Raw genomic sequence first — 23,209 nt, 5'->3', positions numbered from 1 at the left:
GGTTAATTTTATCGAAAAGTTGCGTGAACATAGTGAAGTTCATGGCATTCCTCTTTAACGAATTTTCAACTTTTTATATGATTTTTAAGCATTTTTCGTTGAATTTTTTAAGGATAAAATGAAACTTCGTAGACCTTTTCGATCTATGAGAGAGAATTGAGTATTACGCATTAACTTTTTCTTTTTACGAGCATACAGGAAAATAATATACAAAATGTTATTATAAAAGCTTTACCTAATAAATCTTATGGTAGGCATTTTCGTGTTTTTACTATTCAAAATTTTTATGTTATGCTTATCTTTCTGTTGTTTGATAAGTGTATGTTCAGCGTTGCGTAAATGTGTAACCATTTGTAGTTTTGCTGTTTCATTTTGTAGCATAGCAAGCATTCCAATTATATGTGCTTGTAACTCGGCAATACTTTTTAGATCTTTTGTTGTCGTGATTTCGTTTAATAGTTCTTCAATTTGCTGAAAACGATTGTTTGCTTCTTGAAAAGTTTTTAAACTTACGGCTTTATCAGTGATGGCTGCATATTGGATGCGCTTGTTGATAAAACTGCTAGATTCATGGATAGTGACAGGAATTTCTTCTTCTTTTAAAATATTTTCAAATGATGTAGATAGAGCAGAAGTTTTATTTCTATTGTAGAGATTCTCTGGATTTTTGAGAAAAAAGCTACTGTGATCTGTTTGTACATTTTTAAGTTTTTTAGTATCGAATTTTTGGCTTCCCGTTATAGATTCGTGTATCTTTTTTACTTCCTCAAGGTGTTTTTTTAGCATATCGAGAAGTTGGGCATCAGGTGGCGCTTTCTTTTGCTGTGGAGTTTTTTTAGACTTTGATGTATTTGAAGATGAACTTCCAAAAAAATTGGGCCACTTCGTTGGAACGGATGCCGATAAATCCGCCGCCCCAGCGCCCCAAACCCAAGCCATCGCTGGGTTTGAAATCCCTAAAGTTATTACAACTACTATTGAAATGACCTTTTTTTTCATGTTTCCCTCCTGTCATTTTTTGCGTGCTGTAAGAAAATTGGTAACCATATTGCCGGATCATCACCAACTTCTGCGATAATGCTTTCAGCTAACTCTGCGTTATCAGGCGTTCCTGATAACACTAAGAGCTCGTCACTAAAGTCGTGTTCGATGGTTTTTCCATCGCGTGTCAGATGGAATTTACCAAGATTCAGTTCTGCAAGCGCAGATTGATCACCCTGCTTAATGAGGAATTGGCGACTAAATTCACCAAGTCCTTTAACGAGTTCAAATTCGGCATCTGTTAGTTTAAAGCCTTTTGTATAATCTTCATAATTTGCTTTGGGATTGGCTAGAAAAATGTAAGTTGCACACTGTTGAATGAGTGTTTTGGCAATATTACTTTCCAAGGCATCGCTAGGTTCTTGTGTTGCATAAACAAAAATACCATTTTGTTTACGGATAGTCTTTTGTTTATTTTTCGCTAAATCTTCAAAGTACGGATCTTGCAAAGGCTTCCAAAACTCGTCAAAGATATACATAAATCGCTGTCCGCTAATCATGCCTTCTGTGCGGTAAAGCAAATACATCATCACTGGAGTGCGAGTTTCAAAATTATCTAAAAATTCCGTGATATCAAAGCCGTAAATTTGATGTGTTGAGAGATCAAGAGCATCATGGGGATTATCAAACAACCACCCATAATCACCACCTTCACACCATTTTAGTAAGCGAGCATGAACAGATGGGTGAGCATTATAATCACTTAAACGTGGATTTGGTAAAAATTGTACTAGAAAGGACAAACGACGGAGTGATCGGTCAATGTTAGCACTCATAACAGACATAACTGCTTTGTTAATTTCTTCGTCGTCGTGGTGCGTGACTTCACCACCAGCTTCTGCCAATTTTTTAACAAATTGTTTCAAAAAAATAAGATTTTCTTGTGTGGGTGGGAGTTGGAAAGGATTGAAACCACTTTTTCTGCCTGGCTTGAATGTTAAATATTTTCCACCCATCGCCCGAATGGCAATTTCCATACCACGATCTTTATCAAAAACAACAGTTGTCGGCTTAAATTTTTGTGCTTGTGCTAACAAAAAGCCGAGTAAAACGGTTTTACCCGAACCAGATTGTCCGATAAGCGCGGTATTACCAAGTAAACGTTTATCTGTCGAGTCCTCTTCAAGTTTGGAGGCATGAAAATTGAAATAAAGCGGCGTTTTACTGGTTGTTTTAAGAATTGTGACGGCTGGTCCCCATGGGTTGCCAGTGGGTTTTCCTGACATAAAGTTATGAAAAGATGAAAATGATAAAAAGTTCAATGATGTAATCGGAGCAGGACGCGGTCTCCATTTCCAATTGCCAGGAAGTTGTGCCCAATAGCCAGCCTCTATTGCTAAGTCTACAGGTTTGGGCAGTACCGCAACGTCTAGTAATGCTGCACTTGCTTTGGCCATATGGTCGCGAACTTGTTGAATTGTATCACCATAGATCGTTAATGTGCAGTGATGTTCTCCCATGACAAAATGCCCACTGATAAGCTGGTTTAGTGCTTCGTCAATTTGTTCAATTTGGCTCGTTGCCACATCTCGTGCATCAATAAGATTACGCTGATGCCGTTGTAAATAATCTTTAGCAGCATGTCGGGAGAGAACTGAAAAGCTCTGCGTCAATACGAACTCGAAGTCACTTTCCAACAAAACATTCAATTGTCCTGGTTTGGTTGTTGCATCATATTCTTTAATTTCCAGCATTCCAAATCGACGCATTCCACTGGTTGTTCGCAGTTCACCAAGAGCGCCCCATTTTGAGAAAAAAGGTCGATTGACAGACATATAGTCAGCAAAACGGTCATGGCAAATTGGCATAGGGCGATATTCACCATTGACAAGCATTCCAAGGAATTCAAGTGCAGAAGAATAAACATGCCCATTTTTTTCATAAGCACCAAGAAGTTCTGCACCGTAACGGTTTAAAGATTGGCCTAAAGTACGATTGATGTCATTGAGTTCTTTGATACATGTGTCTTGTCGCATCTTTTTTTGATCAAGCGTTTCACGTTCATGTTTAGAAAAGAACGACATAATTTTATCCGCTATCGGTTGAAAAATGACAGTCAGATATAAATCATTGACCATCAAATTATAACCAGTAAAGCTTTGTCGATATTTTTCATCAAGTTGATAGCAAAACATTTGATCAAATGTTGAATCAGGATATTCATAAACACGGCGGCGCACAATATGCGTCCAAAATGATAAATTGGCTGATGCAAGACCCCGTAGAGTATTGTTAAGCTCTTTTATCCATTGAAAAATATCTTCTTCTGAAGCGCTTTGATGCGAACGCCCATCAATTTTCCAAATTGATAAATATTCCGCATTTTTAGTAGAAATAATTGTATCTGTAATATGATGTGAATAAGGCAGAAACAGGCTTACAGGTGTCTCTGATGCAAGGCGTTTGCTGCTTTCAACAGCTGTCATGTTTATCTCCTTTTACTATAATCAGAGGGACTATAACTTGATGCGCCCCAAAAACCTTTGTTGCGATTGCGAAATTTAGTATCGATCCATAACCACCAGATACGAAACGCCTTATCATCGTTTTTAGTAATTTGCACCATAATAAACCATAATGGAGGTGCTATAATCCACAAAAAGATATTTACTGTCATAGCAATAACAGCAACCCCCATAACCATAACGATAAATGGCATCATGGGAACACCCCATATCGTTGGAACACGTGTTGCTCCCTTGAATAGGGGGAATTCTTTTTTTTCTTGCGATTTCATGGAATGTTCTCGTCACTGGAGGTGAAATAATATGTGGCTAATATAAAAAGCTGCACCAGCAATAATGACACTGAATGCCCATCGCATAAATGTAGCTCTTGCGATAATGCGAAATATATAAATAAGCAAAAGTAATAAAAGAATGATAGCAGCAACGATAGGAATAATTATACTTAATCCATATTGCATCCCTATGAAAACATCTAAACTCTTTGTTTCCGTCTGAGCATATGCAGATTGAGTTATTAATAACATAACTGAAGTGATAACAATAACACTAATCTTATATATTTTTACCTGAAGTGTGTTTAATTGCTTCATATCTTTTATCCCCTTTTAATTAAAATTGCTCTAAATAATATTCCTTTTTTCGTAGTATGAGCGATATTACTACTGGTATACAGCTACTACTCGTTTTGTTATTAACTTTATTTATCGTTAACTTTACGATGTTTTAAACAACATTGAGACAAGTTGAGTTGCTGAACCAGCGATGACAACACCGATTGCCCAGCGTACAAAAGTGTCTTTTCCGATGTAGCGTCCTGCATAACCAATTGCTAAGCACAAAAGTATAACAGCAGCAGCAACAGGAATAATATGGGTAGTAAGATCTGTTTGTAGAGCTGTTAAAGCATCTTTAGCTTTTAAAACTTGCGCTTGGGAATGTACAGGATGAGCCGTAATAAATGTTGTTATAGCTGCAGAAATTGCTATGATTCTGTTGTTATTTTGTGATTTGAAATTATTTAATTTTCTCATTTTTTATCCTTTCAGAAAGCATTTATGAATGCTATGTGTTATTATTTTACATTAAATAACACTATCATCAGTGTATATACGACAGATAAATAAAATCTATTTTGTTAAAATTATCCTTATATATAATTCATTATGCTTTAAACAGCATTCCAACAAGTTGAGTTGCTGAGCCTGCGATAACAACACCAATTGCCCATCGTACAAATGTATCTTTTCCGATGTAGCGTCCCGCATAACCAATTGCTAAGCACAAAAGTATAACAGCAGCAGCAACAGGAATAATATTGTCAATAAGATCTTTTTGTAGAGCTGTTAAAGCTTTGTTTGCTGGACTCAAAACTTGCGCTTGAGCATATATAGGATGAGTCATAAAAAACGCGGTTATAGCTACAGAAGCTGGAATGGTTCGATTATTTTTTGACTTTAAATTATTCAATTTCTTCATTTTTTTAACCAATAATTATATTTAAATTTATTATTACTTAGTAAACAGCATCCCAACAAGTTCAGTTGCTGAACCAGCAATGACAACACCAATTGCCCAACGTACAAACGTATCCTTTCCGATGTAGCGTCCTGCATAACCAATTGCCAAGCACAAGAGGATAACGGCAGCAGCAACAGGGATAATGTATTTAACAAGATCATCTTGTAAACTTTTTAAAGCCTTGTTTGCTGGACTCAAAACTTGTGCTTGAGCACATATAGGATGAGTCATAAAAAATGTTATTATAGCTGCAGAAATTGCTATGATTCTGTTGTTATTTTGTGATTTGAAATTATTTAATTTTCTCATTTTTTATTCTTTCAATAAACATTTATGAATGCTATGTGTTATTATTTTACATTAAATAATACTATTATCAGTGTATCTACAATAGATAAATAAAACCTATTTTGTTAAAATTATACTTGCATATAATTCATTACGGTTTTAACAGCATTGAGACAAGTTGAGTTGCTGAACCAGCGATGACAACACCAATTGCCCAGCGTACAAACGTATCCTTTCCGATGTAGCGTCCTGCATAACCAATTGCTAAGCACAAGAGGATAACAGCAGCGGCAACAGGGATAATATGGTCAATAAGATCTGTTTTCAGAGCATCTAAAGCTGTCGTTGCTTTGTTCAAAACTTGCGCTTGAGTGCATATGGGATGTGCCATAAAAGATACGGTTAAAACTGCAGAAAATGCAATAATTCGATTATTTTTTGATTTCGATTTACTTAATTGTTTCATTTTCTATTCTCTTAAGAGTTTTATCGTTATTTTCAATATCATTGAGATTATTACTAATTTATCTAAAATTAATAAGTAAAATCTATTTTGTTAAAATTATCCTTACGTATAATTCATGGAGCTGTTCCAAATAGCATTCCAACAAGTTGAGCTGCTGAACCAGCAATGACAACACCAATTGCCCAGCGTACAAATGTTTCTTTTTCAATATAGCGTCCTGCATAACCAATTGCTAAGCATAAGAGGATAACGGCAGCAGCAACAGGAATAATATTGTCAATAAGATCTGTTTTCAGATCACCTAAAGCTGTCTTTGCCTTGCCCAAAACTTGCGCTTGAGCGCATATGGGATGTGCCGTAAAAAATACGGTTAAAGCTGCAGAAAATGCAATAATTCGATTATTTTTTGATTTCGATTTACTTAATTGTTTCATTTTCTATTCTCTTAAGAGTTTTATCGTTATTTTCAACATCATTGAGATTATTACTAATTTATCTAAAATTAATAAGTAAAATCTATTTTGTTAAAATTATACTTACATATAATTTATGGCGCTGTTCCAAATAGCATTTTGACAAGCTCAGCTGCTGAACCAGCGATAACGACCCCGATTGCCCAGCGTACGAATGTATCTTTTCCGATATAGCGCCCTGCATAACCAATTGCTAGGCATAAAAGTATAACGGCAGCAGCAACAGGGATAATGTGTCCAATAAGATCTGTTTTCAGGGCATCTAAAGCTGTCTTTGCCTTGCCCAAAACTTGTGCTTGAGCGCATATGGGATGTGCCGTAAAAAATACGGTTAAAGCTGCAGAAAATGCAGCAATTTTATTACGAGCTGTTGTGTGAAGAATATTTAATTGTTTCATGTTCTTTATCCTGATTAAGATTAAAACTCCCACAAATGACCCCTCGTTCATGAAGAAACTTAAAAAGATATTTTGGATCAGCCCAAGTTCTTAGTTTTCCTCTTTGTGTAAGTAACGTATATTTATTTGGTTTTCCGGTGATTGGATCATCGGAAATAAACGTGAAATACCATTCCCTTTCTGAAAGCATCACGACTGTAATCTCACGTGCTGCTTTTTGACTAAATGCCATATCAACGCTGTTTTGTTCTATCATTTTCATTATCTTTGCCCTCAATTAGAAGAGATTTTTTTCAATCTTACTAATTAGAGCTTTAACATTTTCTTATCTACCTTTCATTATAATATCCTATCAAAATTCTGGGTTTTCGTGAAAATATCAATCATCACTCTAGCGATTTTCTCGATGAAGAAAATCTTCAGCTGAAAAAGCATCGTGGGCGCTACTTTCTTTATGTGTAAATGCATCTTCCTCTCCTTTTGAAGAGAGAGGAAGAGAATCTACTTTAGTTGTCTGTTCTGGTTCTTCTTTTTTAAGCTTTACAGGCTCCTGCAAACCTTCATTTCCTCGTACAGCAGCTTTTACTCCAATATATGAAGTAATTTTTTGCATACGGGTGTGGTTTGAGTTTTCTGTATTGTAAAAATTCAGCACAGACTGCAAAGTCGCTTTTTCAAAGATGCACTTTGATGTTGTTTGTTCATAGCAGTAAGTTAAAGCGCTTTGTACAGCTGTAATATTTCTGCAAAAATCAAACGCATCCAAAAGAGAAAACAATTTCACATTTCCAACATCAATTTGCCCTAAAATTATGTTAAAATTATGTTCACTCTGTTTAGCTGTTGCGATTGTTTCTTTAAACTGAGATGATTGATAGAACAAGTTATCTTTATCATCTGTTACATAGACATTGTCCCGCGTTTCTTGTTCGGCAACAACTGAAAATGTCATGGGAGGCATATTGGATATGTATGCAGCAGCAAAAAATGTGAAATCTGGAACAATCATTAGCAATACACCTTATTATGAAGAATTTTATTAATACAAATGCTAATTCTGTGTTGTGCTTTTTCTCGTTGTCTTTTGATTTTATAAATTTGTAGAATGAGATTGTTTAGCTTAGAATATTCCTTGTGATTATTGCTTTGTTCTCTTCTAAGAATATTTCTAATATATGCGAATATCCAACCAACAAGATAAAAGTGTGGAATAAAATAGAGCATATTACGCCAACCAATATTATTGGAATCACGAAGAAAGGCGCTGCTTTTAAAAAATAATAATCTTTGATACTGTATTGAAGCTGCTTGTTTTATATAATTCTCTAGTTGCAAAAATCTTTTCAAAAAAAATTTATACGAAGTAAAAAGCCGTTGTGTATGAGGGGAGGTTTTCTTGTCATAATGAACTACACCATCAATATACAGAGAGGGCTTGTTCTTTGTTGCGTATTGCCATAACTTATAGAGTGACGATTTATATTTACTTTTGACTACTGATTCATGAGAGTCAGAGAGGTGTGATGGTGTTTGAGCACTGCATTTAGCAGTTCCAGCGATTGAGCTGAAAAAAGATGCAGTGGCGGTAATTGATATACCAATAAACAGTTCTTTGTGGCTCAAAGCACATCTCCGTCAAAGTGATATATGTATCGTAATTTTAATTTCGATAATAAATGGACAAAAATTGTCTATAATTATGTTTAAAATATGGCAAAAAGAAATTCTTTTTTGCAAGGGGAGTAATTAAGGTGAATGATCTCAAAAATATGAATTTTGATGAACTACAAGAGATGCGTACACAAATCGATGTGGAATTAAAAAAACGGCAAGCAAAGGAAAAGCAAAATGCGCGACGAAAAATTCTTGAAATTGCTAATGCCCATGGAATTGATATCGCTGATCTTGTGAGCAAAGAGCGCCATTATAGAAATCCCAATAACCAATGGGAATTATGGAATGGGCGTGGACGTAGACCTAAGTGGATTAAAGAGTGGTTGGAGAATGGGTATACACTTGATGAACTCGAAGTAACGTAACACGTGTGCGATCTTTACAAGATAAGGGAATACCAAGGAATGTAAATGCAAGAAGTATGCTCTTTTGGGTAATTTAATTGTATAAATATACTGAACGAATATATTAAAGTATTGAGTTACCAAATACAATGATAGGGAGCGTGAAAAAGTTTATTTAAATGCAAAAGGTCTTGTTGTTATAATCTGGCAAGCATAATGATGATGCCAGATTGGAATATTGTAATTGCTTTTGGCATTTGAGAGAGGGGGATATTTTACTTCTTTTTATCGTTTCATTAACGGTGCTCTTTTTAGTCTATGTAAATAAAGAGTTTTATTGATTATTTACAAAAATGGTCGAAATGAGAATAATTTATTGCATAGGGATTTTAACTCAATATGTAAAATGATAATTTTATCAATTAATATGTTAATAAATTAGCATACTTATATTTTTGAAATACTGTTCTGTAGAACAAGCCTGATGTTATAGGTTTTGTTTGGTCTTTTTTCTGTAAGATTATATACGAGGCATTTACTTTATTTATCGTTCGTTTAGTTGAGATGAGTGAGTATATAGAAAAATGGAAAATTTCTATGGCTGTTATGGGTTTTATAGAATTTATGACATATTTCTGAGCGTTTGTGATTAAAACTCATTTATGAGCGTTTATGAATAATGAATAAAGAGCGTATTTGAAAATAAAAGGATTGGATCATTTCTATTGCAGTTTATCTTCTTTTATGGTGTGAAATAGAGGGATGATATGCAGTTTTACAATTGTGTGTGATGGTATAGAGTACGGAACACTTTGTTATATATTGGAATATTTTTTCTAAAGTCGTGTGGTATTCCACAATAAGTTAAAGAGTTTGTCTGAGAAGCAGAATGCCCCAAACGGAATACATTTATGTTTCCAATTTACGCGCTTTTTTAAAAGAAAAATTTTTCAATGCAACTAAGCTTATTTTATAGCGCTTTTCGTGAATAGTATAACGTAAAAGTCCCTATGAGCATATAAAATCCATTGTACACCACCATTTTTACTTCAATAAAAAGTATAAGCCGGCGCCATTATATACTTTACTCGCCTACAATGTTGCTAAAGTCCTTAGTTCTTGAGAGGGGGAGACTTTTTGTTGCTTTGTTTAATTGTTTTTATTTATACGACACTCTCACTTGTGATGTACAAGCGAATGATTTTGATTGCTTCAACGTGAGAGAGATTTGAAATAAGGGTATTTTATGATCTTTAGATTTCTCACTCAATATGAGAACAATGAACTTATTATTGTAAATAAAGTGTTGTGTGCTAAAAAGTCTTGTTTATTTTGTTATGCCGTGAAATGGCTTCTTTTAAGGTGTGGTGATATAAGGTAACCTCTTTGAGACATTAAACGTTTTTTCAGTGCATGGTGAATATTCTTAGAATGTAGCTTGCTTGTCGAGTTTTATGTTAAGTGAAATATGGGAGGAGGAAGTCAAAAAAAAATTACTCGACAGGAATCCGGTTTGTAAATAGATTGGATGAGATAGGAATTTTTTGTTCTTTGAAGGAGGAAGGCAAAGGTTGTAAAAAAAGTGAAATAGTATGAATTTTTGCTTAAAGTGGGAAGCCATGTAGAAGACGTGGGGCATTTGGAGAGAGTCCGGCAGCTTCTTGAATGAAGTATTTTTTTATTTTTGGTGCTTGATTAATGATTCCAAGTCCGGTATCGCGGAGCATCCGTAAAAGAAGGCTATCATTAGAAAAGAGTTTATTAAGCCAATCATTGCTTAAAGCCATACGGACAATTTCAAAACGTCTCCAGCTTTGATAGCGCTCTAAAGCCGTGAGGGAGCCAATGTCAAGACCTAGTCGTGCTGTTTCAATAATCACTTCAGCGAGGGCAGCGCTATCGCGTAATCCTAAATTGAGTCCTTGTCCTGCAATGGGGTGGATGGTATGGGCGGCATCGCCAACGAGAGCAAAACGTGGTTTAACGCATTGACGTGTTAAAGAAAGACTCAAAGGAAAAGCTTGACGTTCGCCATCCCAAGAGAGTTTGCCTAATCGATGGCCAATGCGTCTTTCGAGTTCTGTTTCAAAAATAAGTGCATCAGCTTTGAGATAATATTGCGCAGTTTTATGATCTTCATTCCACACAATGGCGGATCGGTTGCCTTTGAGAGGGAGAAGAGCAAAAGGACCGGCAGGTAAAAAATGTTGAATTGCTTGACCATTATGGGGTTTTTCATGTTCAACTGTGCAGATAATTGCTGTTTGTTTATAGAGATGAGAAAAGTTTTTAAGATCTGCTTTTTGGCGTAATTTCGAATGGGCTCCGTCAGCTGCAATAAGCAATTTTGTTTGCCAAACCTCTTCATTATTTAAAGTAACGGTTGTATGTTGGTCTTCTTGATGAAAATCAATGACACGGGTGTTTGTAATAACAGGGATATTGAGATCTTTGACACGTTTTTTTAAAGTGTTGATGAGTTCTCTATGCTCTACCATAGCAGCAAAGGGCTCGCCGGGATTAATGTCGCCTTCAAAGGTTAAAAGAGTAGGTTTGACAGGATCATTTGTGCTTGTATCTGTGATGATCATTGAATGAATGGGTTGCGTATAGGGTTTTATAGATTCCCAACATTGTAATTGTTTTAACATACGAATAGAAGCAGCAGCAAGGGCAATGGTTCGTATGTTAGAAGCAGGGGTATCTCCTTGTGGAGCAGCATCAACGATTTTTATTTTCAGATTAGGGGCTGTTTGCTTGAGTGCTGTCGCTAGGGTTAAACCGACAGCTGCCCCCCCTGCAATGAGCAGATCACATTGTTTAGTTTTATGAGATTTAATTTTTTTATTGGGTTGTACGTTTTTATTGCGATTAGAACACACAATACTTCTTCCATTGTTTATAGTTTGCTTTCTTTTAAAAAGAATATCTTTTTACATTGCCTAAAATATCTTAACTTTTACTTTTCTCTCTGCTTTACAAGAACGAGGTTTCTTTTTGGCGCCAATCTGATGACGGATTGGTTTTTCAGAGTTTTTCTGCTTAATCATTTATGTGATTCATCTTACAGATTTATCGGATAAGCTTTTTTGAATATTCCTCTTCAATTCTTTTTACACTTGGTTGATAAAAAAGAAAACTAAAAATAAACAAAGATGGTCGTGTATTTTTTAAGTTGTGTGAGTTACTTCAGTATGCCTGTCCTGAAGGGGGATATTTAGTTAGTATGATAGATAAAAAATTGTTGTCATTCGTGATGGTTAAAACAGTATTCATATTTTGCCGTTATCATGATGTAGCATAAAAAATATTATTTGTTGAGGAAGGTGCCTATAGGACCCATGTGACATTTTAACACATGAGGTGTTTTTTGGTTGATCGTGTGATAAATATCTTGGGAGAGCTTTTTGTGTGCCTTATGAAGGATAGTCTCTTAGGGTGGTGATATATGAGTGATATGAAGTGGTTAGAAGGTAGAACGCGCTAGATAAGACGTCGGATTGTTTACAGGCTATTTGTTTACAGATCGGTACAGAGTTTTAAGCTTCATCCTTTTTTAAGAGAGAGAGGGAGTTATAACTCTTTAAAATATGAAAGTTTTGTATTTGGAATTGATAGATGCACCGAAGTTCTTCTCCTTATGATTCATTAGAAGTGCGAAATTCTCAAGGTTCGCGTCTTATTGAGATGTTTTTACGTCAGATAGGGGTATTTATTGGGCTTGGGCTTTTGGGCTTTATTATTTTTTGTGTGTTTGCTTTGGCGACGTGGAATGTTGAGGATCCATCTTTAACCCATGCAAGTACAAATGAGGTTACAAACCTTATGGGGTGGATGGGGGCAATTTTTTCAGATTTTATTATGCAGTTTTTTGGCTTGGCAAGTCTTTCTGTTTTGTTGCCACCGTTATTTTGGTCTTTTCTCTTGTTGGCGCAAAAGAATATCTACAATTTGACTTTGCGCTTTTTTTTATGGGTGCTATCAACGATTTGTTTTTTAATTGCTTTTGCCCTTATGTCACCTGTTGCTTCTTTTACTTATTGGCCATTGCCAATGGGATTAGGAGGGGTTTTAGGAGATAAAGTTTTAAGTGTTGCTTCTTCAGTTTTTCCTCTTTTTCTTTCTCCTCCTTACACGGTGTTTTTCAGTGTTGTTTTTATTCTTTTAGGTTTTTTCACCGCTGCTTTTGCTGGTAATGTGATATGGCGGCGTCGAACAAAGAAAAGAAAAGAAAAAAGCATTCCCAAAGACGAAATCGTTAATCCAGTCTTTGAGTTGGAAGAAGATACGGAATATGCCGCAGAGGAGGATCGTGAAAATCATGGTTTTTTTGCGACAACTTGTGGCGCTCTTTTGCATCTTTTTTATTTTTTTCAAGCGCGTTTTTTTCGTTTATTCTGTTTCAAAAGGCGTTTTCAGAGTAAAGGGCAAGGAAAGCCATTTGATCGGATTGAGCCAACTTTTTTAGGTGAAAAAGTAAAGTGTGAGGAAAATCAAAATAAAGCCTATATTTCTCCTGTTAAAAATCGAAAGTCTTTAACAGCTTCTTCAAAGGGTGGTTTTGTTCTTCCTCTTGTAGATTATCTTTCGGTTCCACCACCGTCTGTTAAGGATGCAAAACTTTCTCCTGCTATTTTAAGAGCAAATTCTCAAGAGCTTGAAGGGGTTTTGTTAGATTTTGGGGTCAAAGGAAAAATTATAGATGCTTGTCCTGGACCGGTGGTAACTTTGTATGAATTTGAACCGGCTGCAGGCATTAAGTCTTCCCGTATCATTGGTTTGGCAGATGATATTGCACGCTCGATGCGTGCGATTTCGGCGCGTGTTGCGGTGGTTCCAGGACGTAATGTTATTGGAATAGAATTGCCTAATGCAAAGCGTGAGATGGTTTATTTACGAGAAATGTTGCAGGCGCAAGAATTTATTGACAGCAAAGCCAAGCTAGGACTTGCTTTGGGTAAGACAATCGGGGGGGAAGCTGTTGTTGCAGATTTAGCAAAAATGCCCCATCTTTTGGTTGCTGGTACAACAGGATCGGGAAAGTCTGTTGCTATCAATACAATGATTTTATCATTGCTTTATCGTATGACACCTGAACAATGTCGTCTCATTATGGTGGACCCGAAAATGCTTGAGCTTTCGGTTTATGATGGCATTCCCCATTTATTAACACCCGTGGTGACAGATCCTAAAAAAGCCGTGATTGCTTTAAAGTGGGCTGTTCGTGAAATGGAAGAACGCTATAGTAAAATGTCAAAACTAGGCGTTCGTAATATTGATGGGTTTAATGCACGTCTTAGGGAAGCTGCAAGTCAGGGAGAGACAATGGTGCGGACAATTCAAGTTGGATTTGATCGCGAGACCGGTGAGCCTCTTTATGAAACGGAAACACTTGATTTTAGTCCTATGCCCTATATTGTTGTCATTATTGATGAAATGGCTGATTTGATGATGGTTGCTGGTAAAGACATTGAAGGCGCGGTTCAACGCTTGGCACAAATGGCACGTGCTGCCGGTATCCACGTGATTATGGCGACACAGCGTCCTTCCGTCGATGTTATTACTGGGACGATCAAAGCCAATTTTCCTACACGTATTTCTTTTTCTGTGAGTTCAAAAATTGATAGCCGAACAATTTTAGGTGAACAGGGGGCCGAGCAATTATTGGGACAAGGAGATATGCTCTTTATGATGGGAGGAGGACGTATTCAACGTGTGCATGGTCCTTTTGTTGCGGATGATGAAGTGGAGCAGGTTGTTGCGCATCTCAAAGCGCAAGCACGACCTGATTATTTGGAAACAATTACGCAAGAAGTTGAAGAGGATGGTGCTGATGTTTCTTTGGCTTCTCCTTCAGAAGATGATCCCTATAGTCAAGCTGTTGCTATTGTGCTTCGTGATCGTAAGGCTTCGACTTCTTATATTCAACGCCGTTTAGGCATTGGTTATAATCGTGCTGCGACACTGATTGAGAGGATGGAAGAAGAAGGTATCATTAGTCCAGCAAATCACGCAGGGAAACGAGAAATTTTAGTGCCTGCTGAAGAAGAGCGCTTTTGAAAAATCTTTATAGTTGTTTTTTATAATATCTTATAAAACAAGTGTTTGTTTACTGTATCGTAGAAAGTCTGCATTTTCATACACCAGTTCTCGATTTGCGATAGCTCCTTGGCACTTGGAACTCTTTATAAGGGGATTCTTTATCTTATATAACTTTTATCCACACACCAACCTTGCTTGTAATGTGCAAGCAAATGATTTGAGTTGATTCAATATGAGAGAGTATGTGATGAAAGAATCTTATTGTATTTGGCGTTATGATTTAAGTTAAAAAGATAAATTATTATAAATCAATATCTTGGTATAAAATAATGTTATTGCGAATGTAGGGGTGTAAAAGCATGTAAGACTTGATATTTAAGTGTCTTTTTAAGTGCGCTCTAAATATTTAGGGCAAGGCTGATCTGTCGAGTCTTAATATAAATGAATTATATGGGGTGGGAAGCTAAGTGAAATTTGCTAAACTCCAAACTGTTTACAGAGCGGTTGTGGTGAAAATTTTTATTCTTTTGGGTGAGAAGGAAGTCAAAAAAGTATTTTTGATACTTAAAAGAGCTTTCAGGTTTGCGAGTAATATGTTTAGTCCTTAATCCATTATGTCTTGACTATAATTTATGTTGCTTCATAGATTAGGGGTGGAAAAGAATATATTATGCGTTTAGAAAAGCAGGAAATTTGGATGCTTTCGGAAACTTAAACGCAGACTGATTATTTGGAAACGATACCGCAAAAAATAAAAAAGGATGTTTCTTTAGCTTTTTCTTTAGCAGATGATTCCTATTGTCAAGCTGTTGCTATTATGCTTCGTGATCGTAAGGCTTCAACTTTTTATATTCAATGTCGTTTAGGCATTGGTTATAACCGTGCCGCCACATTGATCGAAAGGATAGAAGAAGAAGGCATCATTAGTCCAGCTAATGATATGGGTAAGCGAAAAGTGTTGGAGATTGTCGAAGAAGAATACTTTTAAAAATCTTTTGATATTTTTTTCAAACAATATCTTTATCTTATAAAGAAGGGTATTTATTCGTCGTTGATCACTTAAGTTATGAATTATAAAGTCAATTAAGTATTGCTTGGGAGCATTTTTTATGAAAACGTCTTTTTTACCGCAAAGAAGAGTCTTTGGGTTGGTGGGAATTATTATCTTTTGGTGTTTAACTGTTCCTGTTTTTTCGCAAGCATCTAATAAAGTGATAAAGGCGCAAAATGTTGTGAATCACTTTGCGGCAATCAAAACAATGACAGGTGATTTTATTCAGTTTAGTCCAAAGGGAAAAATGTCTCAGGGGACATTTTATTTAGAGCGCCCAGGGAAAATTCGTTTCATTTACAAAAAAATGCCTTTACAGATTATTTCAGATGGCCAATTTGTAGGTATTAACAATCGGGCTTTGAATACTTGGAACTTTTCACAACTTTCGCAAACGCCAATGAAATTTTTGTTGGATGATAAAATTGATGTATCTTCTGGGCGCTTGTTCGCATTTCGCGAAGATCCAGGGGCTGTAACGATTGTTCTGCATGATAAAACGATTGGGGCAGGGCAAATAAGGATGGTTTTTGATTCTAAAGGCTCTGCTTTGCGACAGTGGACAATTGTTGACCAACAAAATTTGGAAACTACTGTGCAGATTATGAATGTGCGGACAGACGTCCGGTTCGCTAATGGGATGTTCACACTTCCTTCGAAGAAATGAAGAAAGAGTGTTACGTCATTGGGATTAAAACAAATGTTCTTTCGTATTGCAACTTGGAATATTAATTCTATTCGTTTGCGTCTTGCACAGGTTTTTCAGTATTTGGATCTCTTTTCCGTAGATGTTTTGTGTCTACAGGAAACAAAATGTCCAGATGCTTTATTTCCAGTGGAGGCTTTTGAAGCAGCGGGTTATAAGCATATCGCATTGAGTGGACAAAAATCTTATAACGGGGTGGCTATTGTTTCTCGTTTGCCTTTTAAAAAGGTAGAAAAGCGTTTTTTTTGCCAAAACCAAGATTGTCGCTATATCTCAGTTATTGTGGAAGCCCATGGGAGAAGCTTGCGGATTCATAATTTTTATGTTCCTGCTGGGGGAGATATTCCAGATGCTGATGTGAATGAAAAATTTCGTCATAAGCTTGATTTTTTAGAAGAAATGTCTTCCATACGTGCGGATCAAGGAGATGGTCTTTCTTCTCTTTTGGTGGGCGATTTAAATATTGCTCCTTTGGCAGAGGATGTTTGGTCTCATCAGCAATTGTTGAAGGTTGTAAGCCATACTCCTATTGAAACCGAGCGTTTACAGGATTTGTGTTGTCAAGGTGGATGGGTTGATCTGATGCGGTTGCATATTCCTGCTCCTACCAAGCTTTATACATGGTGGAGTTATCGTGCACGCGATTGGGCATTTACCGATTATGGGCGGCGGCTTGATCATGTTTGGTCTTCTCCTGATTTAGCACCTTTTGTTGTAGATCTTTCGATTTTTCGTGATGCGCGCGGATGGGAACGCCCTTCAGATCATATTCCTGTGCAAACTGTATTTGATTTTTCACGTCAAGTTTGAAATAAGAGGTAAATAAAGTATTAATATTAAATAATGATTCTGAAAGAATGCGGGAGACTAGATGTATATCAGAAATCTCAAAAGGGGCGCTTCTCGTGGATTACTTTCTATTGTCTTGTTGTGGTTGCTTTTGTCAGGATGTATGGTTGGTCCCAATTACCAGAAAACATCTTTTCGTGTTCCAGCAGTTTGGGGAGAAAAATCTGCACAGACTGCTGGACAGCCAGTTGCGCTTGCCGGATGGTGGCGGCGTTTGAATGACCCTGTTCTAGATGCATTAATGGATTATGCGATTTCTGGAAATAATAATGTTGCTGTTGCCAAAGCTCGGGTACGTGAGGCGCGTGCGAGTTTAGGACAGGTTGTGGGAACTCTTTTGCCAAATGTGTCCAATTCAATTTCAGGAACCCGTAGTCATTCTGCACAGTCTGATGCATTGTTAAACCAATACCGTAGTGGTTTTGATGCAAGCTGGGAGCTTGATTTTTTTGGTGGGCATAAACGAGCGGTTGAAGCAGCGCGTTATGGTCTTGATGCGGCTGTGGAAGATATGCGTGCTACCATGGTGACATTGTTAGGAGATGTGGCAACAAATTATGTACAAATGCGTGGTTGGCAACAGAAATTGTTGATTGTGCGTCAAATTGCTGTATCACAACGTAAAACCTATGAATTGATGCGTGCTAGATTAACAGCTGGTGATGTTTCTGAGCTCGATGTTTCAAATGCGCAAGCACAAATGGCAAATACAGAAGCAGATATATCACAGATGGAAGCGAATTTAGCAATGAGCGTTCATCGCCTTTCTGTCTTAATTGGTCGTGTGCCTACGGCATTGAAGGCTCTTTTACAAAAAAATGCTAAGTATGCAAAGATTCCACAACCGCGCTGGCCGATACCAGCAGGAATTCCAGCTGATATTTTGTTAACACGTCCGGATTTACGACGGGCAGAGCGTCAATATGCGCAAGCGACAGCGCGGATTGGTCAACGTGAAGCAGATCGCTATCCATCACTTACTTTAACAGGTAATATTTCGACAGCCGCAACGGCGATAGATCAGTTATGGAAAAATTCAACGATTGGCTGGTCTTTTGGACCTGGTCTGCGTTTTCCTTTTTTTAATGGAGGTCAGGTTGAGGCTTCTATTGCTGTCGCGCGTGCACAGCGTGATCAAGCTTTTATTACTTATCGGGCTGCTGTTTTGGGAGCTTTAGAAGATGTAGAAAATGCGTTGGTAAGATTAACTAAAGAACATCAACGCTTAGAAAAGCTAATCATTGCGAATAAAGCTTCTCTTCATTCCTTAAAACTTTCACGGAGTCTTTTTGAGAATGGAAATACCAGTTTTCTTGAATTGTTAAATGCTGATCGCTCTTATTATTCTGCACAAATGGCACTTAAAGATAGCCGTGTTTCTTTGGTTACACAATATATCACGTTGATGAAAGCATTGGGGGGGGGCTGGGATGGCGTTGTTGATGTATCACGTCCGGAAGTCGTTGATGGTGCACCTCGTTCGCGTGCAAAGGTAGGGAAATGAAAAAAAACTTACTCAAAAATTTCATTACAAAACACAAAAAACTTTCCTTCTTTTTAACTGCTATATTTCTCATTCTCTTGTTTTTATGGTTGCGTTCTGTTTTTTTTGGAACATCTACTCCAACTTATATAACAGCGGTGGTGAAGCGTGGGGATATTGAGGAAAGTGTTTTAGCTTCTGGTCTTGTACGTCCTTACCGGTTGGTGGCAGTTGGTGCGCGAGCAACAGGGCGTGTGGTGTCAATGCATGTTTCCCCTGGGAGTGTTGTGAAAGAAGGCGATCTCTTAGCAGAAATTGATCCTACAGATCAGGAAAATGATTTAAAAAGAAAAAAAGCAGCATTATCGCATTATTATGCGAGTTTGGTAGAACAAGAAGCCTATCTTTCTCTTGCACAGAAAAATTTAGAGCGTCAGAAAAAAATGATTGAAACACGTGCGGTTTCACGTGCGAACCTCGATGAGGCTACGACACAGGTGAAAATACGCGAGGCGCAAATTGAACAACTTCGTCAGCAGATTGTGCAAGCACAAATTGATGTGGAGAGTGCAGAGGTTAATTTAGGTTATACACGCATCACTGCCCCTTCAGCGGGAACGGTTTTGGCAACAGTTGTGGAAGAAGGGCAGAATGTGAATGCGGTTCAGTCGGCGCCAACAATTGTTATTTTGGGTGATTTATCAAAGATGACGATCAAGGCGCAAATCTCAGAAGCAGATGTTCTTAAAATCCGAGCTGGACAACCACTTTATTTTACAGTTCTAGGTAATTCACAGCGTCGTTATGAAGGCGTTTTAGAAAAAGTAGAGCCGGCTCCTGAAACAATTCGTGCTGATGTGAGTATTAATCCTGGTATGGTGAGTGGTTCTAGTGCTTTAATCTCATCGGCTATTTATTATAACGGAATTCTACATGTTGATAATGCGGACAATTTTTTGCGAACCTATATGACTGCTCAAGTTCATATTATCTTAGGGCGCGCACAGAATGTCTTGTTGGTTCCAAGTAATGCTTTACGCGATGAGACAAGAGAGCGTAAAGCATGGGTTTCTGTTTTGGTGGGGGAAAATAAGTTGGTTACTAAACAGGTGAGCGTTGGGTTGAATAATAAGGTTATGGCAGAGATTATTTCAGGACTTAACGAGGGTGATGTCGTCGTCACCAGTTCGTCTGATGGAGTGATGCCCGAGTCTTCTAACATGCATAGCGAAGACGAGAGTTAAAGCATGAGCACAAATCAAGCAGATGCTGTCTTCGTCTTGGAAAATATTGTGCGCAAATTTCCTGCGGGCGAAGCGTTTGTTACCGTTTTGAAAAACATCAATCTTACCATTAAACGTGGTGAAATGGTGGCAATTGTAGGTGCTTCCGGTTCAGGTAAATCTACCTTGATGAATATTTTAGGCTGTCTTGACCGTCCAACTTCTGGCCGTTATTGGATCTCTGGTAAAGAAATAGCTTCCCTTTCTGCGGATGAATTGTCGGCTTTGCGACGTAATCATTTTGGTTTTATTTTTCAGCGTTACCATTTGTTGAATGAATTGACAGCTCTTGGTAATGTTGAAATTCCGGCTATTTATGCGGGAAGTGCCGTGGAAGCAAGGAAAAAGCGGGCACAGGATCTTTTAACACGTTTGGGCATGGGTGATCGGATAAATCATCGTCCAAATCAGCTGTCCGGTGGTCAGCAACAACGTGTTTCTATTGCTCGGGCGCTCATGAATAATGCGGAGGTCATTCTTGCAGATGAACCAACTGGTGCATTGGACAAAAAGAGTGGGCAAGAAGTATTGCATATTTTGGATGAACTTCATCAAGAGGGACGTACTATTATCATTGTAACCCATGATATGCAGGTGGCTGAAAGAGCAGAGCGTATTATCGAAATCAGTGATGGGGAAATTATTGCTGATAAGCGGTCAAGGGTTGCAAAAACAAAAGTTGGTGGAAAATCTCTTCAGGAACAACAAAATCTAAAAGGCCAACAAAAACTGGGCTTTTTTCGTTCTTTTGTTGAGCGATTCCGTGAGGCGTTTGTGATGGCTCTGTTGGCAATGAATGCACATCGCATGCGGACTTTTCTAACAATGCTTGGGGTGATTATCGGTATTGGGGCGATTATTGCTATGGTGGCTTTAGGGAATGGTACACGAGAGAAAATTCTGGAAAATTTTAAAAGTTTGGGTGCTAATACATTAACCATTTTTCCTGGCAAAAGTTTTTCTGATCCACAAGCAGAAAAAATAACCAGTTTGGTTGAAGCTGATGCAGAAGCCTTGTCTGGGTTACCTTATGTTTCTGGTGTAACACCTCAGATTTCAACAAGCTCAAAAGTGCGTTTTGGTGCAGTTGAAGTCAATGCTGTCATTGTGGGGGTGGGAGAACAATTCTTTCAGACACAGGGGCTTAAAGTTTTCAAAGGACAGTTTTTTGATCAAAAAAGTGTGCATGATCGGGCGGTTGATCTCGTGATTGAAAAAGAAGCATTGTCTGTTCTTTTTCCCCATAGCCATGAAAGCCCTCTTGGCAAAGTGGTGCATGTGGGTAATGTTCCAGCGCGTATTATTGGTGTTGTTGATTCGCAAAATCACGCAAATGGAAACACATCAAATACATTACAGCTTTATTTGCCCTATACAACAGTGCAAACGCGTTTTCTTGGTACAACAGAAGTTCGTGCAATTACTGTTAGGATTGCTGATGATGTCGATTCACATTTAGCGGAAAACATGGTGAAACGTTTTCTCATTATGCGGCATGGTGGAGAAGATTTTTTCATTAGAAATTCAGAATTCTTTCGTGAACGTATCATGGAGAGTACACATATCTTAACACTTTTAATTTCTTCAATTGCAGCGATTTCCCTGATTGTAGGTGGTATTGGGGTGATGAATATTATGCTGGTCACCGTTTCTGAGCGGATCAATGAAATTGGTGTGCGTATGGCAGTTGGTGCACGCCAAAGTGATATTTTGCAGCAGTTTCTCATTGAAGCGGTGTTGGTTTGTGTCATTGGTGGTGGTTTGGGGATCTTGCTTGGGCTTTCTATCGGTGGCTTGTTCCTTCTGTTTAAGGCACCTATCCATCTTATCTATACCATTGAATCGATCATTATGTCTCTTACTTTTTCAACCCTTATAGGAATATGTTTTGGCTTTTCTCCAGCGCGGCAAGCTTCACGGCTTGACCCTGTTGTCGCTCTTTCACGCGATTAGACTTTATCAATTTGGGCATGTTTGTTCGTGATGCTTTCCACTTGGATGAAGCGTTTATGAAGCAAAACATGAATGGGAAAAGTTTAGCATTATTTGCTGCTCTATTTTAGAAAACGCTTTGTTCGTTAAGTGGAGCGTACCACTAGAGGTGAACGTTTCTTATAGCGCACCACATCATGTGAGATGTGGTAGGCATATAAGCCTTCTTGAGGCATTAAATGTTTTGAGAATGCATGATGAATATTTTTAAATCTTTCTTGTCAAGTCTTATGGAAGTAAATCCTATTAAGGAGAAGTTAAATGGAACCCGTTAGAATGAGATTGCTTGCAGACTGAATTTTGTTAAAAATCTTTGTCTTCTGAGATATGAAGAGGAGGACAAATGAAATATATTGCGCGACGATTCTTAAGATTTAATTTAAAAAGAGGCGGGGTAGTGAATAGTATATCTGCTAACAAACAAAAGAACAAAAAAGAAGGTTGATGCCAAAAACAGCTTAAACCTCCGTTCTTCCAAAAAAATGAACTGGTATCGAGATAGCTGAGCAGTTTAAGAGGTTTCGTTTAGTCTTTTTAAGATTTTCGGAAAAGAGGTTATGTGGATTTCTCACTTTTGGTTTTGCAGAGGGTGGTGCAAATTATAGGTGTTTAGGTTTATGCAAATAAATTATGATCTTGCTCAAGTTTTAAAATGTGACCTAAGACACTGTCATTTTCTGTTTCTTTATTTAAGTAACGTAGCTTCTTTAGAATATTTTGTTTAAGGTATCGCTTTTTTCTGCCTTATTTCATGAGTTTGGTGAGGACGACAAAAAGTTTGAGAGGCGGATCGCTTCTTATTTTGAATGATGTATGAATGAAAAGGGTTTTCATTCATTGAAAAAGAATAAGCTCATATTCAGCAGGTATGAGATGAAGTAAGAGAACATCGTAATACCAAGCTGCAGTTATGCTGCTAAAGAACATAATGGCGCTAGTGATGAGCAATGGTATGTCTAGTTGGTATGGTATTCTCCCTCCTGCTACAAGTCCGATACAGATAAAAAAGAATTCTAAAGCCACCCGCTATAAAGTATAAGAAGCGAATAATTAGTCTACGAAAGAACAAAAGATAAAGAAATATTTCAAAAATCAATATTTTGAATATCACGACTAATATTTTGCGTATTATA

At 37.4% G+C, this 23,209-nt stretch carries 21 protein-coding genes and 1 pseudogene; 8 read left to right on the top strand and 14 right to left on the bottom strand.

The genetic code is table 11. The features are described 5' to 3' along the window. Positions 1-231: 231 nt before the first annotated feature. From ACFINZ_RS00985 to ACFINZ_RS00925, 13 genes are all read right to left on the bottom strand, one after another. Positions 232-999: a type IV secretion system protein gene (locus ACFINZ_RS00985; RefSeq protein WP_375633486.1), complete on the bottom strand. Its 768-nt coding sequence runs from the start codon at positions 997-999 to the stop codon at positions 232-234. Then, positions 996-3,467 carry a VirB4 family type IV secretion/conjugal transfer ATPase gene (locus ACFINZ_RS00980; RefSeq protein WP_375684412.1) on the bottom strand — a complete coding sequence of 824 codons (2,472 nt, stop codon included), beginning with the start codon at positions 3,465-3,467 and terminating at the stop codon, positions 996-998. The genes ACFINZ_RS00985 and ACFINZ_RS00980 overlap by 4 nt, the downstream gene beginning before the upstream one ends. A 2-nt stretch (positions 3,468-3,469) precedes the next feature. Next, positions 3,470-3,778, bottom strand: coding sequence for a type IV secretion system protein VirB3 (locus tag ACFINZ_RS00975; protein ID WP_375633485.1), 309 nt, complete (start codon positions 3,776-3,778; stop codon positions 3,470-3,472). A gap of 12 nt (positions 3,779-3,790) precedes the next feature. Further along, on the bottom strand, positions 3,791-4,099 hold the full coding sequence (locus ACFINZ_RS00970) for a conjugal transfer protein (RefSeq protein ID WP_375633484.1): 309 nt from the start codon (positions 4,097-4,099) through the stop codon (positions 3,791-3,793). A gap of 123 nt (positions 4,100-4,222) precedes the next feature. Next, complete coding sequence (gene trwL, locus ACFINZ_RS00965; protein ID WP_375633483.1) at positions 4,223-4,540, bottom strand: VirB2 family type IV secretion system major pilin TrwL; 318 nt, start codon at positions 4,538-4,540, stop codon at positions 4,223-4,225. Between the two features lie 130 nt (positions 4,541-4,670). After that, positions 4,671-4,985, bottom strand: coding sequence for a VirB2 family type IV secretion system major pilin TrwL (trwL, locus tag ACFINZ_RS00960; protein WP_375633482.1), 315 nt, complete (start codon positions 4,983-4,985; stop codon positions 4,671-4,673). A 33-nt stretch (positions 4,986-5,018) separates the two neighbouring features. Beyond that, positions 5,019-5,336, bottom strand: coding sequence for a VirB2 family type IV secretion system major pilin TrwL (gene trwL / locus ACFINZ_RS00955; protein WP_375633481.1), 318 nt, complete (start codon positions 5,334-5,336; stop codon positions 5,019-5,021). Positions 5,337-5,466: 130 nt separating this feature from the next. Beyond that, positions 5,467-5,781, bottom strand: coding sequence for a VirB2 family type IV secretion system major pilin TrwL (gene trwL, locus ACFINZ_RS00950; protein ID WP_375636531.1), 315 nt, complete (start codon positions 5,779-5,781; stop codon positions 5,467-5,469). A gap of 113 nt (positions 5,782-5,894) precedes the next feature. After that, positions 5,895-6,215, bottom strand: coding sequence for a VirB2 family type IV secretion system major pilin TrwL (trwL, locus tag ACFINZ_RS00945; protein WP_375636529.1), 321 nt, complete (start codon positions 6,213-6,215; stop codon positions 5,895-5,897). Between the two features lie 113 nt (positions 6,216-6,328). Then, a complete protein-coding gene (gene trwL, locus ACFINZ_RS00940; RefSeq protein WP_375620008.1) occupies positions 6,329-6,652 on the bottom strand; it encodes a VirB2 family type IV secretion system major pilin TrwL in 324 nt (107 codons plus the stop codon). After that, positions 6,615-6,914: a KorA family transcriptional regulator gene (gene korA, locus ACFINZ_RS00935; RefSeq protein ID WP_375613158.1), complete on the bottom strand. Its 300-nt coding sequence runs from the start codon at positions 6,912-6,914 to the stop codon at positions 6,615-6,617. The genes trwL (ACFINZ_RS00940) and korA overlap by 38 nt, the downstream gene beginning before the upstream one ends. Before the next feature lie 129 nt (positions 6,915-7,043). Beyond that, positions 7,044-7,661 (bottom strand): TrwN protein, encoded by a 618-nt coding sequence (locus ACFINZ_RS00930; protein WP_375633478.1) that lies wholly within the window; start codon positions 7,659-7,661, stop codon positions 7,044-7,046. Beyond that, entirely contained in the window at positions 7,661-8,275 is a 615-nt protein-coding gene (locus tag ACFINZ_RS00925; protein WP_375636525.1) for a hypothetical protein, read from the bottom strand. The genes ACFINZ_RS00930 and ACFINZ_RS00925 overlap by 1 nt, the downstream gene beginning before the upstream one ends. 128 nt (positions 8,276-8,403) lie before the next feature. Here ACFINZ_RS00925 and ACFINZ_RS00920 point away from each other — a divergent pair, with 128 nt between their 5' ends. Further along, entirely contained in the window at positions 8,404-8,691 is a 288-nt protein-coding gene (locus tag ACFINZ_RS00920) for an H-NS family nucleoid-associated regulatory protein (protein WP_015857007.1), read from the top strand. A gap of 1,583 nt (positions 8,692-10,274) precedes the next feature. On the opposite strand, the gene ACFINZ_RS00915 is transcribed toward ACFINZ_RS00920, so the two are convergent. Further along, entirely contained in the window at positions 10,275-11,552 is a 1,278-nt protein-coding gene (locus ACFINZ_RS00915) for a ubiquinone biosynthesis hydroxylase (RefSeq protein ID WP_375636523.1), read from the bottom strand. Positions 11,553-12,288: 736 nt separating this feature from the next. Between ACFINZ_RS00915 and ACFINZ_RS00910 the strand changes: the two genes are divergently transcribed. The 7 genes and pseudogenes from ACFINZ_RS00910 to ACFINZ_RS00880 all read left to right on the top strand — a co-directional run bounded on the left by ACFINZ_RS00910 (position 12,289) and on the right by ACFINZ_RS00880 (position 22,037). Continuing rightward, positions 12,289-14,730, top strand: a complete 2,442-nt coding sequence (locus tag ACFINZ_RS00910; protein ID WP_375633474.1) for a DNA translocase FtsK 4TM domain-containing protein — start codon at positions 12,289-12,291, stop codon at positions 14,728-14,730. 706 nt (positions 14,731-15,436) lie between these two features. Beyond that, positions 15,437-15,700 (top strand): annotated as a pseudogene (locus ACFINZ_RS00905) (DNA translocase FtsK); the annotation flags it as partial. 121 nt (positions 15,701-15,821) lie between these two features. Next, positions 15,822-16,430 (top strand): outer membrane lipoprotein carrier protein LolA, encoded by a 609-nt coding sequence (locus ACFINZ_RS00900; RefSeq protein WP_375633473.1) that lies wholly within the window; start codon positions 15,822-15,824, stop codon positions 16,428-16,430. Positions 16,431-16,463: 33 nt separating this feature from the next. Continuing rightward, the gene (locus tag ACFINZ_RS00895; protein WP_375617894.1) at positions 16,464-17,279 is read left to right on the top strand and encodes an exodeoxyribonuclease III; all 816 of its coding nucleotides are present in this window, start codon (positions 16,464-16,466) and stop codon (positions 17,277-17,279) included. A gap of 61 nt (positions 17,280-17,340) precedes the next feature. After that, on the top strand, positions 17,341-18,822 hold the full coding sequence (locus tag ACFINZ_RS00890; RefSeq protein WP_375634390.1) for an efflux transporter outer membrane subunit: 1,482 nt from the start codon (positions 17,341-17,343) through the stop codon (positions 18,820-18,822). Then, positions 18,819-20,045 (top strand): efflux RND transporter periplasmic adaptor subunit, encoded by a 1,227-nt coding sequence (locus tag ACFINZ_RS00885; protein ID WP_375683942.1) that lies wholly within the window; start codon positions 18,819-18,821, stop codon positions 20,043-20,045. The genes ACFINZ_RS00890 and ACFINZ_RS00885 overlap by 4 nt, the downstream gene beginning before the upstream one ends. A 3-nt stretch (positions 20,046-20,048) precedes the next feature. Beyond that, positions 20,049-22,037: a MacB family efflux pump subunit gene (locus ACFINZ_RS00880; RefSeq protein WP_375633470.1), complete on the top strand. Its 1,989-nt coding sequence runs from the start codon at positions 20,049-20,051 to the stop codon at positions 22,035-22,037. The last annotated feature ends 1,172 nt before the right edge of the window (positions 22,038-23,209 follow it).

This window comes from Bartonella sp. AA81SXKL (assembly GCF_042196945.1).
In the GTDB taxonomy this organism is placed as follows: domain Bacteria; phylum Pseudomonadota; class Alphaproteobacteria; order Rhizobiales; family Rhizobiaceae; genus Bartonella.
This window is presented reverse-complemented; position numbering and strand designations above follow the sequence as displayed.

Bases quoted from the DNA above. Each gene is read 5' to 3' on its own strand.
- ACFINZ_RS00970 (WP_375633484.1), bottom strand. From the start codon at position 4,099: ATGAAGCAATTAAACACACTTCAGGTAAAAATATATAAGATTAGTGTT.
- trwL (WP_375633483.1), bottom strand. From the start codon at position 4,540: ATGAGAAAATTAAATAATTTCAAATCACAAAATAACAACAGAATCATA.
- ACFINZ_RS00910 (WP_375633474.1), top strand. From the start codon at position 12,289: ATGCACCGAAGTTCTTCTCCTTATGATTCATTAGAAGTGCGAAATTCT.
- trwL (WP_375633482.1), bottom strand. From the start codon at position 4,985: ATGAAGAAATTGAATAATTTAAAGTCAAAAAATAATCGAACCATTCCA.
- ACFINZ_RS00880 (WP_375633470.1), top strand. From the start codon at position 20,049: ATGAGCACAAATCAAGCAGATGCTGTCTTCGTCTTGGAAAATATTGTG.
- ACFINZ_RS00900 (WP_375633473.1), top strand. From the start codon at position 15,822: ATGAAAACGTCTTTTTTACCGCAAAGAAGAGTCTTTGGGTTGGTGGGA.
- ACFINZ_RS00885 (WP_375683942.1), top strand. From the start codon at position 18,819: ATGAAAAAAAACTTACTCAAAAATTTCATTACAAAACACAAAAAACTT.
- ACFINZ_RS00975 (WP_375633485.1), bottom strand. From the start codon at position 3,778: ATGAAATCGCAAGAAAAAAAAGAATTCCCCCTATTCAAGGGAGCAACA.
- trwL (WP_375633481.1), bottom strand. From the start codon at position 5,336: ATGAGAAAATTAAATAATTTCAAATCACAAAATAACAACAGAATCATA.
- ACFINZ_RS00985 (WP_375633486.1), bottom strand. From the start codon at position 999: ATGAAAAAAAAGGTCATTTCAATAGTAGTTGTAATAACTTTAGGGATT.
- ACFINZ_RS00930 (WP_375633478.1), bottom strand. From the start codon at position 7,661: ATGATTGTTCCAGATTTCACATTTTTTGCTGCTGCATACATATCCAAT.
- trwL (WP_375620008.1), bottom strand. From the start codon at position 6,652: ATGAAACAATTAAATATTCTTCACACAACAGCTCGTAATAAAATTGCT.
- ACFINZ_RS00895 (WP_375617894.1), top strand. From the start codon at position 16,464: ATGTTCTTTCGTATTGCAACTTGGAATATTAATTCTATTCGTTTGCGT.
- trwL (WP_375636531.1), bottom strand. From the start codon at position 5,781: ATGAAACAATTAAGTAAATCGAAATCAAAAAATAATCGAATTATTGCA.
- trwL (WP_375636529.1), bottom strand. From the start codon at position 6,215: ATGAAACAATTAAGTAAATCGAAATCAAAAAATAATCGAATTATTGCA.
- korA (WP_375613158.1), bottom strand. From the start codon at position 6,914: ATGAAAATGATAGAACAAAACAGCGTTGATATGGCATTTAGTCAAAAA.
- ACFINZ_RS00980 (WP_375684412.1), bottom strand. From the start codon at position 3,467: ATGACAGCTGTTGAAAGCAGCAAACGCCTTGCATCAGAGACACCTGTA.
- ACFINZ_RS00890 (WP_375634390.1), top strand. From the start codon at position 17,341: ATGTATATCAGAAATCTCAAAAGGGGCGCTTCTCGTGGATTACTTTCT.